Origin of the sequence: Bradyrhizobium arachidis (assembly GCF_015291705.1) — a bacterium.
GTDB classification, from domain to species: Bacteria; Pseudomonadota; Alphaproteobacteria; order Rhizobiales; family Xanthobacteraceae; genus Bradyrhizobium; species Bradyrhizobium arachidis.
Map to the genome: position 1 here is coordinate 5,463,822 of NZ_CP030050.1, position 15,426 is coordinate 5,479,247.

A 15,426-nucleotide genomic window follows, 5' to 3' on the forward strand; every position below is an offset into this window, starting at 1 on the left:
ATTGCGTGCCTTCTTAACGTGGCCGACGAAAAGATCAATGCCGACAAGCGTCTTTGACCGCATTGAGAACCCCGCCTTGGCCTGCGCCGGGGGAAAATCCCTGTGATAGGATTCGAGGCTACCGGTCCTCGAATCAACGTGTCCGAATGTTCATGTTCCAGCGCCTGCTCGAGGGCCCCGGTGTCCGCCTTTGCAGCCTCGCCTTCGCGCTCATCGTCAGCCTGTCGGCAAGCGGCGGGCGCGCCGAGGAAGCCCATGCCATCGCCATGCACGGCAAGCCGGCGATGGCGGCTGATTTCACCCACATGCCCTACGTCAACCCGGATGCCCCCAAAGGCGGCCGTCTGACCTGGGGCATTCTCGGCACCTTCGACAGCCTCAATCCGTTCATCGTGAAGGGATTGGCCGTGCAGCCGATCCGCGCCTACGTGGTCGAGAGCCTGCTGGCGCGCGGCCAAAACGAGCCGTTCACGCTGTACGGCCTGCTCGCCAAAACGGTCGAGACCGACGACGAGCGCAGCTACGTCACGTTCCGTCTCGATCCCCGCGCCCGCTTCTCCGACGGCAAGCCGGTGCAGGCCGAGGACGTGCTGTTCTCCTGGCAGCTGCTGCGCGACCATGGCCGTCCGAACCTCCGGCAGTATTACGCCAAGGTCGCCAGGGCCGAGGCATCCGATCCCCTCACCGTCCGCTTCGACCTCACAGGGGCCAATGACCGCGAGCTGCCGCTGATCCTCGGCCTGATGCCGATCCTGCCGAAGCATGCAGTGGACGTCGCGACCTTCGAGGAGACGACACTATCGGGGCCGATCGCCTCGGGCCCATACCGCGTCACGGCCGTGAAGCCCGGCGCCAGCGTCACGCTGACGCGCAATCCCGACTATTGGGGCCGCGATCTCCCCATCAATCGCGGGCTCTACAATTTCGACGAGATCAGGCTCGACTATTTTCGCGAGGCCAACGGCCAGTTCGAAGCCTTCAAGCGCGGCCTCTACGATTTCCGCATCGAGCACGAGCCACTGCGCTGGCATGACGGCTACGACTTTCCGGCCGCCAGAAGCGGCGAGGTGATCCGCGACACCATCAAGCCGGGCGTGCCGCAGCCGTCCGAATTTCTGGTGTTCAACACGCGGCGGCCGATCTTCGCCGACATCCGCGTGCGCCAGGCGCTGGCGCTTTTGTTCGATTTCGAGCTCGTCAACCGCAACTATTTCTTCAACCTCTATTCGCGCGTCGCCGGCTATTTCGCGGGCTCCGACCTCTCCGCCTATGGCCGGCCTGCGGATGCGCGCGAGCGCGAGCTGCTCAAACCGTTTGCCGCGCAGATCCCGCCTGACATCATGGACGGCAGCTACCGCCTGCCTGTCACCGACGGTTCGGGCCGCGACCGGAACACGCTGCGCGCCGCGCTAAGACTGTTGTCGGAGGCCGGCTGGGATCTCGACGGCACCGTGCTGCGCAACCGCGGAACAAAGGCGCCCTTCACCTTCGAGATGCTGGTGACGACCCGCGATCAGGAGCGCATCGCGCTCGCCTTCCAGCGCGACCTCAAGCGCGCCGGCATCGCGGGAAGCGTGCGCACGGTCGATCCGGTGCAGTTCGACCAGCGCCGGCTCGCTTACGAGTTCGACATGATCCAGAACCGCTGGGACCAGTCGCTCTCGCCCGGCAACGAGCAGTATTTCTATTGGGGCAGCACTGCAGCCGACAATCCGGGGACCCGCAACTACATGGGCGCCAGGGATCCCGCCGTCGACGCCATGATCGCCGCGCTGCTGGAGGCCCGCGATCATACGGAATTCGTCGCGGCGGTGCGGGCGCTCGACCGCGCCCTGATCGCGGGCTTCTACACAATCCCCCTGTTTAACGTATCCGAGCAATGGATCGCGCGCTGGAATCGGATAGAACGGCCCAAGGCCACCGCGTTGTCCGGCTATCTGCCGGAGACCTGGTGGTCGAAGGGGCCGCCTTAGAGCCAGTCAAGCAAAGTGACGCCGTGAACCAGCCAGCCGCATCGCCGACGCTCGATACGCTGTTTCAGCGCACGCTGATGCGGCAGCCGCACATGCTCGCTCTGCTCGACCCCCTCAACAAGGCCCGCGTCACCGGCCACCAGCCGCGGCGGATGACCTATGCCGAGGCCGACACCGCGATCGAGGCGCTGTCGGCGCATTTCGTCGAATCGGGCCTGCCGGCCAATTCCGTCATCGCGGTCCAGCTGCCCAATACGGTCGAGTTCGTGCTCACCGTGCTCGCGGCTCATCGCGCCGGGCTGGTCGTCGCCGTGCTGCCGCTGCTGTGGCGGCATGCGGAACTGACCGCCGCGCTGAACCGCACCGCTGCGCGCGCCATCGTCACCATGAGCAAGGTCGACGGCGTCAGCTATGCCGACTTCGCGATGCATGCCGCGGCTGAAGCGTTTTCGATCCGTCACGTCTGCGGCTTCGGTACCGACCTGCCCGAAGGCATGGCCTCGCTCGACGACGTGCTGGCCCGCCCGCCCGGCATGACGCGCGCCGTGATCCAGGACGGCCGCAAGGCGGCGATGATCTCGTTCGACGTCACCGCGGAAGGTTTCCGCCCCGTGCCGCGGCCGCATTTCAGCCTGATCGCCGGCGGCCTTGCGATGTCGCTGGAGGCGGACGTCAAGCAGGGCGCAACCGTGATGGCGGCGTTCGCGCCGATGTCGTTCGCGGGCCTCGCCTCCTCGCTCGCGGTGTGGCTGCTCTCGGGCGGCACGCTGGCGCTGCATCATCCGTTCGAGAACGACGTGCTGGAGCAGCAGATCAACGAGCACGAATGCGAGGTGCTGATCGCACCGGCGCAGCTCGCGTTGCGGCTCGGCGATTCCGATCTGGCGGCGCGGATGCCATCCTTGCGCAACGTCATCGGCCTGTGGCGCGCGCCCGAGCAGGTGGCGGCGAGCGACGCCTGGATCGCGCCGCATGCGCCGCTCACGGACGTCTATCTGTTCGGCGAGGCCGGGCTGTTCGGCGCCCGCCGCGGCGAGGACGGCATGCCGGTGCCGGTCATGCCCGGGCCGCACGGCGCGCCGCGCGAGCAGTCCGGCTCCTCCATCGCCGGCGAGATCCTGCTCACGCCGAAGGGCACGCTTGGCCTGCGCGGGCCGATGGTGCCGATCGCGGCCTACGCCCCGCCGCAGCCGGTCGGCGAGACGCTGACCGCGCAGCCGCCGCGCGACTATGTCGACACCGGCTTTGCGGCGCGGCTCGACCGTCCGAGCGGCGCGATCTGCATCACCGCCCCGCCCTCGGGCATCATGGCGGTCGGCGGCTACCGCTTCCTCTCCAACGACCTCCAGGAATGGGCGCGCCGGCTCGGCCAGGGCGCCCTGCTCACCGCGCTGCCCGACCGCCTCTCCGGCCACCGGCTGGCAGGGAGAGCCCAGGACAATGCGAGGGCCCGCGAGGCGCTGAGCCAGCTCGGGCTTAACCCCCTGATGGTCGAGGCTTTTCGCGACCGCTCCGGGCCGACTTGAGCACAGTTTCGACCGAACCATTGACGCTGCATTAAGGCGGCCGGACTAGATTGCGCGGCATCTGTCGCGTGATCAGAGTCTTTTGATGTCCCAGGCGGGCCCGATCCTGTTTGTGTCCAATGCCGAGCGGCCGCCCTTCATTGCGGCGCTGGACGAGGCCCGGCTGTTTCCCGTGATCGACACCGACTGGGCCAGCGCGGCGCGCGCGGTCGAGCAGGTGCAGCCGGCCGCGGTGCTCGCGGCGATGCATGCCGGACACGAGCCGTATCTGGCGCCGCTCGCTAGGAAGATCTCCGAGCAATTGCCCTACCTGCCCTTCGTGGCGCTCGATGCGGCGGGCACATTGCCGCACAATGCCCTGCCCTTCGGCTCGCGCGGCGGCAATTCCGATCGCCTGATCGCGCGGCTGCGCGCGGCGCTGCGCGTGCGCACCCTTCACGCCACGATGCTGCGCCGGCTGCCAGAAGCCAAGGTGTCGCTGCCGGACGGCGATCCCACACGCGATGCCACCGTGCTGCTGATCGGCCGCGGCGCGGCTTACCCGGCGCTCTCCGTTGCGCTCGGCGAACGCGTCGGCGTCGTCGGCGCGCTCTCGATCGAGGCTGCCGCCAAGCATCTCAACACCCGCGACCTCGACGGCGTCGTGCTGGCCGAAGGCTTTACGGCGCGCGTGACGGATGCCTTCCTCACGGTGCTCGCCGAGGACACCCGCTTCCGCAGCCTGCCCGTGATCGTCACCGCGCACCAGCTGACGCAGAGTTACGACCTGCCCAATCTCGAGCTGATCCCGGGCGAGCCGGCCAAGATCGCCGCCAACGCGTTGCCCCTGATCCGCCAGCACGCGATGGAGGCGCAAGCGAGCCGCACGCTGCGCTCGATCGACGCCGGCGGCTGGCTCGATCCGCGCAGCGGCCTGCTCACGGTGGAAGCCTTTGCCCGCGATTTTGCCAAGGCGGTCGAGCAGACGCTGGCCCGCGGCGGCGGCCTTTCCGTGGCGCGCTTCGCCTTCGATCCCGGCAATTCCCGCGCGCAGCTCGACGCTGCGCGCATTCTCAGCCGCCTGATGCGGCAGATGGATTTTGGCGCCGCACAGAAGGACGGCTCGGTGATCGTGGTGTTCGCGGAGACCGACTTCCGCACCGCGCACATGATCGCCCGCCGCCTGTCGGCGGTGATGCGGCATACGTCGAACGGCAAGCACGAGATGCGCAGCGATCCCGTCGTCAGCGTGGACTCGCTGTCGCCGTCGGATACGGCAAGGTCGCTGCTGGCCCGGCTGTCGGCCGACGCATCAAGGGCGGCGTCGTAATTCTCGCGCTAAAGCATGATCCGGAAAAGTGCGAAGCGGTTTTCCGGAAAGATCATGCGTAAACAACAACCTAGAGCGCGATGACGATTCATCCAAATCTCATCGCGCTTTAGACGCGATGATTCGTCTTCGCGTTGGTTTGCAGAGCGGGAGCGGCAAGCAGAAAGCCCACAGAGTCATTCAGAAGCTCGTAGGCGCGATCGACGATGTCGTCCAGCGATATGGTCTTGGCGAACATCCGCTGCGCTTCAGCCAGCAACTGCTCTCGCGTCGGCATGCTGGACAGGCGTAAATCGGCGCGGTGCTGCAAGTGACTGATCGTGTCCCGCATCGTCAATTCGGTTTCATGGATCGACGCCCTGATCGCAAGCGCGATGTGCTCGGGATTAAAGCGGGCGGCCAGCTGCTCAGCCGCTTGCTTGACCACGCGCGATCCCAGCCGATGCTCGTTGCGTAGAACCTGCTTGGGCGGCATCTTCAGATCCCGGACAATGCCGAACCATGACAAGGCCACCAGGGCATAGTAGCTCAAATCGATCTCATACCAGCGGAAGCCCTGCCGCGCGCTGGCCTGGTAGGCATGATGGTTGTTGTGCCACCCCTCGCCCATAGTCAGCAAAGCAAGCAGCCAGTTGTTGCGGGAGTCATCACCGGTCACGTACCGCTTGCGTCCGTGAACATGTGCGAGAGAGTTGATGCAGAACGTTGCGTGATACAGGAGCACGGTGCTCCAGAGGAATCCGACCACGAGGCCTGACCACCCGGCAAGAAGGAAGCACAGGCCCGCGAGCACGACCGCCGGCAAAAGCTCCAGCCTGTGGAGCCACATCAGCTCGGGATACGCGGCCAGATCCGATACTTTCACCAGATCAGTCGCATCGTGCTGCCGATAGAATATCCAGCCGACATGGCTGTAGACGAAGCCCTTGTGCCGCGGTGAATGCACGTCGTGCACGGTATCCGAGTGAAGGTGATGATGGCGGTGTTTGGCCGCCCACCAAAGCACGCTTTTCTGCGCACTGCTCTGGGCAAGGAAAGCCAGGACGAATTGAAACACCCGGCTTGTCGCGTAAGACCGATGCGAGAAGTAGCGATGATATCCGGCAGTGATCCCGAACATGCGCAGCCAATAGAGAGCGACGCAAATTGTAACGGCCTGCCACGAGACGCCGGACCAGATCGCCGCGAAGCATCCGGCGTGGATCAATACGAACGGCAGGACCTGCGGATACATGACATCGTCGTGATCCGGCTCGGAGTCCGGGCCTGAATCGGTATTGAAAGACACGCGTGCGACCTCAGCTGTTTCGATATAAAAAACCGCGGCCGGAAAACCGGTCGCGGGGTGTGGATACTGCACTCAGGGGATCAATCAGCGCCTTTGATATCTGGAACGAGGGTCCGTCAGGCGCCACTTTAGCGGCGAGGCCGTTCAGCCGAAACTCGACAAACCGTACATGGCCGTTGTTCCGTCGTTCCGCAAGTGTCCAGATGTCGCTGTTTTCGGACCAGGGGGCGCCGCACTGTGTCGCGTTGCGCCGCCCCCGGAATACTACGGCCCTCACGCCGCCTTCTTAGCCTCCGCGAGCTGCGCCAGCTGCCGCATGATCTCCGTGGTGCCGGCGAGGCGTTCTTCCGGCGTCTCCCAGTCCTGCAGGAACACCACCTTCATGTCGGGCCGCACCTTGGCGGCCTGGCCGTAGCTGCGGATGAAGGTCACGAGGCGATCAGGATAGGCGAAGGAATTGTCGCGGAAGACGATGACGGCGCCCTTCGGGCCGGCGTCGATCTTCTCGACATTGGCCCTGCGGCAGAACGCCTTGATCGCGGCGACCTTGAACAGATACCGCACCTCGTCCGGCAGCACGCCGAAGCGGTCGCGCATCTCGGCGCCGAAGTTCTCGATCTCCTCCTCGGTGTCGAGATCGGCGAGGCGCCGGTACAGCGACAGCCGCACCGAGAGATCGCCGACGTAATCCTCGGGAATGAGCACGGGCATGCCGATGGTGATCTGCGGCGACCAGCGGTCGGCCGCGGGCTCGGCGACGCCGGCCTTGAGATTGACGATCGCCTCCTCCAGCATCGATTGATAGAGCTCGAAGCCGACCTCCTTGATGTGGCCGGACTGCTCCTCGCCCAAGAGATTGCCGGCGCCGCGGATGTCGAGGTCGTGCGAGGCGAGCTGGAAGCCCGCGCCCAGCGTCTCCAGCGATTGCAGCACCGTGAGCCGGCGCTCGGCCTGCGCGGTGATCTTCTGCTGTGCCGGCAGCGTGAACAGCGCGTACGCCCGCAGCTTGGAGCGGCCGACGCGGCCGCGGAGCTGGTAGAGCTGGGCAAGGCCGAACATGTCGGCGCGGTGCACGATCAGCGTGTTGGCGTTGGGAATGTCGAGGCCGGATTCCACGATCGTGGTCGACAACAGGATGTCGAACTTGCCGTCGTAGAACGCGGTCATGATGTCCTCGATCACGGCGGGCGGCATCTGGCCGTGCGCGACCGCGACCTTCATCTCCGGCACGTTCTTGTCGAGGAAGTCCTTGACCTCGGCGAGGTCGTCGATGCGCGGCACGACATAGAACGCCTGGCCGCCGCGATAGCGCTCGCGCAAGAGCGCCTCGCGGATCATCAGGGGATCGTGCGGGGCCACGAAGGTGCGCACCGCGAGGCGATCGACCGGGGGCGAGGCGATGATCGAGAGCTCGCGGACACCCGTGAGCGCGAGCTGAAGCGTGCGCGGGATCGGCGTTGCCGACAGCGTCAGCACGTGCACCTCGGAACGCAGCGCCTTCAGCCGCTCCTTGTGGGTGACGCCGAAATGCTGTTCCTCGTCGACGATGACGAGGCCGAGATCGCGGAACTTGATGGCCTTGCCGAGCAGCGCGTGGGTGCCGACGACGATGTCGACTGAACCGTCAGCAATGCCCTTCTTGATCTGGTTCAGCTCCTTGGTCGCGATCAGGCGCGAGGCCTGCGCCACGTTCACCGGAAAGCCCTTGAAGCGCTCGGTGAAGGTCTTGGCGTGCTGGCGCGCGAGCAGCGTGGTCGGTACCACGACCGCGACCTGCTTGCCTTCGAGCGCAACGGCAAACGCCGCACGAAGCGCAACCTCAGTCTTGCCGAAGCCGACGTCCCCGCAAATCAGCCGGTCCATGGGACGACCGAGCTCGAGGTCTTTCAGAGTGGATTCGATGGCCCCTAACTGGTCCTCGGTCTCGTCATAGGGGAATCGCGCGCAGAACTCGTCATAGAGGCCCTGCTGCACCGGCAGCTTTGGCGCCTCGTGCAAATGGCGCGCGGCCGCGATCTTGATCAGCTCGCCCGCGATCTCGCGGATGCGGTTCTTCAGCTTGGCCTTGCGGGTCTGCCAGCCGGAGCCACCCAGTCGATCCAGCTCGACCGTGGTCTGGTCGGAGCCGTAGCGCGACAACAGCTCGATGTTCTCGACCGGCAAGAACAGCTTGGTCTCGGCGGCATAATGCAGCTCGAGACAGTCATGCGGCGCGCCGGCGACGTCGAGGGTCTGCAGGCCGATGAAGCGACCGATGCCGTGGTCGACGTGCACGACGATGTCGCCCGCGGTGAGACTCGTCACCTCCGAGATGAAATTGTCGAGCTTGCGGCTTGCCTTGCGCGGCCGCACCAGGCGGTCGCCCAGAATGTCCTGCTCGCTGATGACAGCGATCTCGTCGGTCTCGAAACCGCTTTCCAGGCCGAGCACGGCCAGCATGGTCTCGTTGCGCGGGGTCGCCTGCACCGTGCGCCAGGAGTTGACGCTGGTGGTGTGGGCGAGCTTGTGGTCGCGCAGCATCGACGTCATGCGGTCACGCGAGCCTTCGGTCCACAGCGCGATCACCACCTTCTTGCGTTGCGCCTGCAGCGCCATCACGTGGCTGACGACGGACTCGAACACGTTGACCGTGGTGTCGTTGCGCTCCGGCGCGAAATCGCGGCCCTTGCGCGCGCCGGCGTCGACGACCGAGGTGCCGTCGGTCGGCACCGAGAACGCCGTCAGCCGCGCCAGCGGGATGTCGCCGAGGCGTTTGCCCCACTCCTCCTCGGTCAGGTAGAGCCGGTCGGGCGGCAGCGGCTTGTAGATCGCGCCGCCGCCGGGATGCTCCATCGCCTCGCGGCGGGCCTCGTAATAGTCGAGGATCTGCTTGAAGCGCTCGCGCACCGCGTCCTCGGCCTGCGGCTCGATCGCGACGGCTGCCCCTTGCAGATAATCGAACAGCGTGTCCATCCGGTCCTGGAACAGCGGCAGCCAGTGCTCCATGCCGGGATGGCGGCGGCCTTCGCTGACCGCCTCGTACAGTGCATCGTCGCGCTCGGGCGCGCCGAATTCGGCGACATAGCCCATGCGGAAGCGGCGGATCGTGTCAGTGACGAGCTGGAATTCCGAGATCGGCACGAGGTCGAGCGAACGCATGTCGAGCAGCGTGCGCTGGGTCTCGGCATCGAAGCTGCGGATCGATTCCAGACTGTCGCCGAAGAAGTCGAACCGCACCGGCTGCTCGAGGCCGGCCGGAAAGAGATCGAGGATGCCGCCGCGCACCGCATATTCGCCGGGCTCGCGCACGGTCGAGGAGCGATTGTAACCGTTATGCTCGAGCCAGGCGACGATGGTGTCCATCGGCACGACGTTGCCGGGCGCAACCGACAGCGCCTGCGCTGCGACCAGCTCGCGCGCCGGTACGCGCTGCACCACCGCGTTCACGGTGGTCAGCACGATCAGCGGCTTGTCGCTGCCGGTGAGCGAGGCGAGCCGCGCCAGCGTGGTCAGACGCTGCGCCAGGATGCCGCCATGCGGCGAGACGCGGTCATAGGGCTGGCAGTCCCAGGCGGGAAAGATCAGCACCGGCAGATCGGGCGCGAAGAATCTCAGCGCGCGTTCGAGCTGCTGCATGCGTCCGCCGTCGCGGCAGACCACGGCAAGGCTGACGGCCGGCTTCTTCGGCCGCGCCGCGATGGCCCGCGCCAGGTCGGAGACGATCAGGCCTTCGGCGCCCTCGGCGACATTGGCAAGCGTCACCGCGCGGCCGGGCGTGAGCAGCTCGGCCGGAGATTTCATGCCCGTTTTCATAGATCGCCGTCCGTAATCGGAAATGCCTTGATGCGGGCAAACAGCGCGCCGGTGACATCAGCTGGCAGCACCTTGTCACCCGTGATGGCGGCATAGAGATCGGGATCGTTGACCTCGAGCAGGGTCTCGAGCTCGGTGAGCTCGGCCTCGGACAGGTTGCCGATCTCGGCGTCCGCGAAGCGGCCGAGGATCAGGTCCATCTCGCGCGTGCCGCGGTGCCAGCAGCGGAACAGAAGCCGCTTGCGGCGGTCGTCCAGCCCGTTGCTCGATCGTGTCGTTCCCGTCATGTCTCAAATCCAGTGAAACGCAGAAAGCCCGGACGTGCCGGGCGGGGGTGATATAGCCACTCGAGGTGCCCATGTCAGCCCTTTGTTGCGACGGGGCCGCCCATCCGGTCCGTCATGGCGGGGCTCGTCCCGCCTGCGCGGCCGAAGCCGCTTCGGCGACGGCGAAGGCCCGGCCATCCACGTCGGGCTGCAAAAAAGACGTGGATGCCCGGCATAAAGCCGGGCATGACGGCGAGGAACAATCTTAGATTCCACGAATGCGCCCCAGCCTGCTCAATCCGCTGTTTGCTCCTGTGACCAGCCTGCCCGGCGTCGGTCCGAAGCAGGACAAGCTGCTGCAATATCTGCTCAGCCGGAGCGAGACGCCGCGGCTGGTCGATCTGCTGCTGCATCTGCCGAGCCAGGTGATCGATCGCCGGGCACGGCCAAAGATCCGCGATGCGGCCGTCGGAACCATGGTGACGCTGGAGGTCACCGTCGACCGCCACCGCCCGCCCCCGCCCCGCAATTCGCGCGCGCCGTATCTGGTCTATGCCAGCGACGACACCGGCGACGTCGTGCTGACCTTCTTCCGCGCCAAGCCCGGCTATGTCGAGAAGCTGCTGCCGATGGGCGAGAAGCGCTACGTCTCCGGCACGCTGCAGATGTATGACGGCATCCCGCAGATCGTGCATCCCGATCGCGTGCTCGACGAGGAGGCGATCTCGAAGCTCTCAGGGATCGATCCGGTCTATCCGCTGACCGAGGGTCTCGCGCTCGGCTCGCTCCGCCGCGCGATCGCGCAGGCGCTGCAGAAGCTGCCGGCCCTGCCGGAATGGATCAGCCCGGAGGTGATGCGCCGCTGCAATTTTCCGCCTGTTACAGAAGCGCTCAATCGCGTGCATCAGCCGGTCGAGCTGACGGACATCTTGCCGGATCAGCGCTTCTGGTCCCGCCTCGCCTTCGACGAGCTGCTTGCCGGCCAGCTCGCGCTTGCGCTGATCCGGGCGCAACTGCGACGGCCCGCCGGCGTGCGCAACGCCGGCGATGGCCATCTGCGCAACAAGATCATCGACGCCCTTCCTTACGCGCTGACGCCCTCCCAGCGCAGCGCCGCGGCGGCGATTGCCGAGGACCTGAAGCAGCCGGTGCGCATGCTGCGCCTGCTCCAGGGCGACGTCGGCTCGGGCAAGACCGTGGTCGCCCTGCTGGCGGCCGCGGCCGTGGCCGAGGTCGGCAAGCAGGCCGCGCTGATGGCCCCGACGGAAATCCTGGCACGCCAGCACATCAAGACCATCGCGCCGCTCGCCGAGCGCGCCGGGATGCGGGTCGCCATCCTCAGCGGCCGGGAAAAGGGCAAGGAGCGGCGCGAGATCATCGCCCAGCTTGCCGAGGGCGAGATCGACCTGCTCGTCGGCACCCACGCGCTGATCCAGGACGACGTCATCTTCAAAGACCTCGCTCTTGCCATCGTCGACGAGCAGCACCGCTTTGGCGTGCGCGAGCGGCTCGCGCTGACATCCAAGGGCGAAGCCGTCGACGTGCTGGTGCTGAGCGCCACCCCGATCCCGCGCACACTGGTGCTGACCTATTTCGGCGACATGGACATCTCCGAGCTGCGCGAAAAGCCCGCCGGCCGCCAGCCGATCGACACCCGCGCGGTGCCGATGAACCGGATCAGCGAAGTCATGGAAGGTGTCGGCCGCGCGCTCGAATCCGGCAAGCTGGTCTACTGGATCTGTCCCCTGGTCGAGGAATCCGAGGCCGAGGGCACCGAGCACCTGACGAATGCGACCAAGCGCTTCGAGAGCCTGCAAAAGCGCTTCGGCGACCGTGTCGGCCTCGTCCACGGCCAGATGAAAGGCATCGAGAAGGACCGCGTGATGGCCCAGTTCGCCGCCCACGAGATCGGCCTTCTGGTCGCGACCACCGTGGTCGAGGTCGGCGTCGACGTGCCCGCGGCGACCATCATGGTGATCGAGAACGCCGAGCGCTTCGGCCTTGCCCAGCTGCACCAGCTGCGCGGCCGCATCGGGCGCGGCTCGGAAGCCTCGACCTGTATCCTGCTCTATGGCGAGCCGCTCGGCGAGATGTCCAAGGCACGGCTCAAGGTGATCCGCGAGACCACGGACGGCTTTCGCATCGCCGAGGAGGATCTGAAGCTGCGCGGCGAAGGCGACGTGCTGGGCGTGCGCCAGAGCGGCCTGCCCGGCTACCGCATCGCGCGCTCGGAGGTGCACGGCCAGCTCATCACCCAGGCGAGAGACGAGGCGCTGCGCATCCTCAAGGACGATCCCAAGCTGAAGGGCGAGCGCGGCGAAGCGCTACGCTGCCTGCTGTATCTCTACGAGCGCGACGAGGCGATCCCGCTCATTGGAGCTGGTTGAGAGGGCGCGGCCGGAACAAAAGTTCCGCCGGTTGGTTCCAACACATCGCATGTTGCTCACCGGAGCCAAGCCGGTACCTTGAGAGGAATCAGCTTGCGAGAATAAGCCTCGCCGAGGGGTGGGTGACAGGTGCGTGCTTTGGGGCGTCGATGGGGAGTCTGGTTCAGGCGGTCGCTTCAGACCTGGCCTGTTTCCGCGTATCTGCTGCTGCTGGCCCTCACCACCGCCGTTCCGGTCACGGCGTGTGCGGCCTTCATCGCCTACCATTTCGTCGCCGAATCCTCCCAGCTCACTCGGGCGGAGTACGAGGACAGGCTGCGCCTCATGCGCAACGCGGCCGATCTGCGGATCGCCAACATCATCGACGATCTGCAAGTCCTCGCGCTCTCGCCCTCGCTGTCGCAGGAGCGGTTTGCGGAGTTCAGGGAGCATGCCGTCCAGGCGGTCAAGCTGATCGGCGGCGTGGCGATCGTGCTTTATGCTCCCGACGGCCAGCAGATCGCGAATACGCGCCTCCCGCTCGACGCCCCCTTGCCCAAGCGCACCGAATTCGACGTCGAGCGCCGGGCGATTGAGACCGGCCGGCCTCAGGTCTCTGGGCTGCAGCGCGCCGTGGTCGACGGGCAGACGATCGTCACGATCGCCGTGCCGGTCCGCATCCGCGGCGAGATCCGCTACGCGCTCAATATCGGACTGTCGACAAAGTATCTTGCATCGATGATGGACGAATACGTCTCCGCCGGAATGGTGGGCAGCATCGTCGATGCGAAGGGACTGCTGCTGGCAAGGCGGCCATTGCTCGATGGCGACGATCTGGTGGGACAGACGACCATCCCCGCGGTCATGGCCCATCTCGGTCAGCCGTCGGCCTGGTGGATCGAGGCCGTCTCGCGGACGGGCGTTCCCACCTACACGTCGCTGCTGCGATCCAATCAGAGCAGCTGGTCGATCAACCTTGCCGTTCCGCGCGACGTCATCGACGGTCCGCTGCACCGGACGGCTGAATCGATCGCCGCGCTGACGGTTTTCACGCTCCTGCTGGGATTGGGCCTCGCGCGAATGCTGTCCCGCCGCTTCCTGGCGGAATTCGCCGACCTCGAGCGATACGTCGCGGGTTTGCGGTCGGGCGCAACGGCGCCAAAGCTCGGCACGATCAGCGAAGTCAACCGGATGAAGAAGGTGCTGCATCAGGTCGGAAGCGAGCTCGCTGGCGCGCTGAAGCAGCAGAAGGCGCTTCTGGACGAGATCAATCACCGGGTGAAGAACACGCTCGGCACGGTCCAGTCGATCGCGCGCCTGTCGCGCGCGAGCTCAAGCGACCTCAACGAATACGCCGCCGCCTTCGAGGGCCGGCTGCTGGCGCTGTCGCAGGCCTACAATCTCCTCACCGAGAACAACTGGGTCGGCGTCAGCCTGGTATCCATCGTCAAGCAGACGCTGGCCCCCTACGCGGGGCCTGCACGTCTCGAAATTGACGGCCCCGATATCCTGCTGCCGCCCAAGCTCACCCTGGCAATTTCGGCCGCACTCCAGGAACTCAGCACGAACGCGGCCAAATATGGCGCGTTCTCGGTCGCATCGGGCAAGCTACAGATATCCTGGACGGTGGACGAGACCGGCCTCGTTCGCTTGTCCTGGACCGAACGAGAAGGCCCGCTGGTTCACAAGCCCACGCGCCGCGGTTTCGGGACGAAGATGATCACCGGCATGTTCACGGGCGAGGCGGGCTGGTCCGTGAACCTGGACTTCAATCCAGCAGGGCTTCGCTGCGTGATGCAGTTCGCGTCCCGCGACAGGACTGAGGACGATGTCACGCTGATGGAAGCGAGCTAGGCCTCGCTTTGCCAGGCATCGGCTTGTCCCGCTGATCGGGCGCGCTCACCCCCCTGCCCGCCGTCGACCGACCTCGTAGGCCGCCACATGCGCTCTGGCCAGGTCGAGCAGCGGGGTGTCGATGCCGAGCGCACGGGCGCGATTGGCCATATCGCCGAGGATATGCTCCGCCTCGGTGATCGAGCCGCGCTCGATGTCGCGCAGCATCGAGGCCTTCAGCGGCGAATCCAGCGTCGTGAACAGCTTTCGGTCAAACTCAATGAACGGCGCGCGCGGCTCGAAACCCGAAGCCGTCGCAACAGCGCAGCATTCCGCGAACAGGCGGAAGATCGATTGCTCTCCGTTCGGCACGGCCAGGATGTCTCCGATACTCGCGCGCATCAGGCAGGTAATGCCGGCGAGCGTGCTCAGCTGGACGAATTTCTCCCACATGTCCTGCATGATCGCTTCGCTGGCGCGCACGTCGATACCGGGGACCTGCAGCAGTGTCTCCAGCGCGGACACACGCTCACTGAGCGCGCCCTCGATCTCACCGAAGACAATCGTCTGATTGGCCATGAACTGGACGACGCGACCATCCGCATCGAGCCCGGCGCTGACGTTCGCGAGCCCGCCGAGAACGCAAGCACCGCCGAACCTGGCGCTCAGGGCATCGATATGTTTCAACCCGTTGAGGATCGGCAGAATCATCGTGTTGGGGCCGACGGCGGGCGCAAACTGGCTCATCGCATCATCGAGCGAGTAGGCTTTCACGCCGACGAGCACGACGTCGAACGGGTGCTTGAGATCGCTGGCCGCAAGAAGCTTCGGCTGCACGGCGAAGTCGCCGTGTGGGCTCACGACCTGCAATCCATTCCGTCGTAATTGCTCGGCCCGCTTCTCGCGAACCAGAAAGGTCACGTCGCCGCCCGCTCGGACCAGGCAAGCTCCGTAATAGCCGCTAAGCGCGCCCGCGCCGATCACCAGCACTCTCATTCGAACTCCCGCATGCATCTGCTTCAGCAAGAGAGTAGCAGATGGAGCTTGCGACGTCTCCTCATCGTCATTGCGAG

9 protein-coding genes are annotated in these 15,426 nt (G+C 65.9%); 5 read left to right on the top strand and 4 right to left on the bottom strand.

Annotated features, from left to right (window positions below):
* Positions 1 to 146 precede the first annotated feature (146 nt).
* From WN72_RS25525 to WN72_RS25535, 3 genes are all read left to right on the top strand, one after another.
* Positions 147 to 1,973: an extracellular solute-binding protein gene (locus WN72_RS25525; RefSeq protein WP_092214250.1), complete on the top strand. Its 1,827-nt coding sequence runs from the start codon at positions 147 to 149 to the stop codon at positions 1,971 to 1,973.
* 23 nt (positions 1,974 to 1,996) lie between these two features.
* Entirely contained in the window at positions 1,997 to 3,499 is a 1,503-nt protein-coding gene (locus WN72_RS25530) for a class I adenylate-forming enzyme family protein (protein WP_092214367.1), read from the top strand.
* 85 nt (positions 3,500 to 3,584) lie between these two features.
* Complete coding sequence (locus WN72_RS25535; RefSeq protein ID WP_092214248.1) at positions 3,585 to 4,808, top strand: hypothetical protein; 1,224 nt, start codon at positions 3,585 to 3,587, stop codon at positions 4,806 to 4,808.
* 109 nt (positions 4,809 to 4,917) lie between these two features.
* Here WN72_RS25535 and WN72_RS25540 read toward each other — a convergent pair whose 3' ends face one another.
* From WN72_RS25540 to WN72_RS25550, 3 genes are all read right to left on the bottom strand, one after another.
* Complete coding sequence (locus WN72_RS25540) at positions 4,918 to 6,042, bottom strand: acyl-CoA desaturase (protein WP_167380723.1); 1,125 nt, start codon at positions 6,040 to 6,042, stop codon at positions 4,918 to 4,920.
* A gap of 327 nt (positions 6,043 to 6,369) precedes the next feature.
* Entirely contained in the window at positions 6,370 to 9,888 is a 3,519-nt protein-coding gene (mfd, locus tag WN72_RS25545; protein ID WP_092214246.1) for a transcription-repair coupling factor, read from the bottom strand.
* Positions 9,885 to 10,175: an FAD assembly factor SdhE gene (locus WN72_RS25550; RefSeq protein ID WP_092214244.1), complete on the bottom strand. Its 291-nt coding sequence runs from the start codon at positions 10,173 to 10,175 to the stop codon at positions 9,885 to 9,887. Before WN72_RS25550 ends, mfd begins: the two co-directional genes overlap by 4 nt.
* A gap of 257 nt (positions 10,176 to 10,432) precedes the next feature.
* Between WN72_RS25550 and recG the strand changes: the two genes are divergently transcribed.
* Together recG and WN72_RS25560 are read left to right on the top strand one after the other, a co-directional pair.
* Positions 10,433 to 12,541 (top strand): ATP-dependent DNA helicase RecG, encoded by a 2,109-nt coding sequence (recG, locus tag WN72_RS25555; protein WP_092214242.1) that lies wholly within the window; start codon positions 10,433 to 10,435, stop codon positions 12,539 to 12,541.
* 129 nt (positions 12,542 to 12,670) lie between these two features.
* Positions 12,671 to 14,374 carry a sensor histidine kinase gene (locus WN72_RS25560; RefSeq protein WP_244553698.1) on the top strand — a complete coding sequence of 568 codons (1,704 nt, stop codon included), beginning with the start codon at positions 12,671 to 12,673 and terminating at the stop codon, positions 14,372 to 14,374.
* A gap of 45 nt (positions 14,375 to 14,419) precedes the next feature.
* Here the strand turns inward: WN72_RS25560 and panE are convergent, their stop codons facing one another.
* Positions 14,420 to 15,349 carry a 2-dehydropantoate 2-reductase gene (gene panE, locus WN72_RS25565; RefSeq protein WP_092214237.1) on the bottom strand — a complete coding sequence of 310 codons (930 nt, stop codon included), beginning with the start codon at positions 15,347 to 15,349 and terminating at the stop codon, positions 14,420 to 14,422.
* Positions 15,350 to 15,426 lie beyond the last annotated feature (77 nt).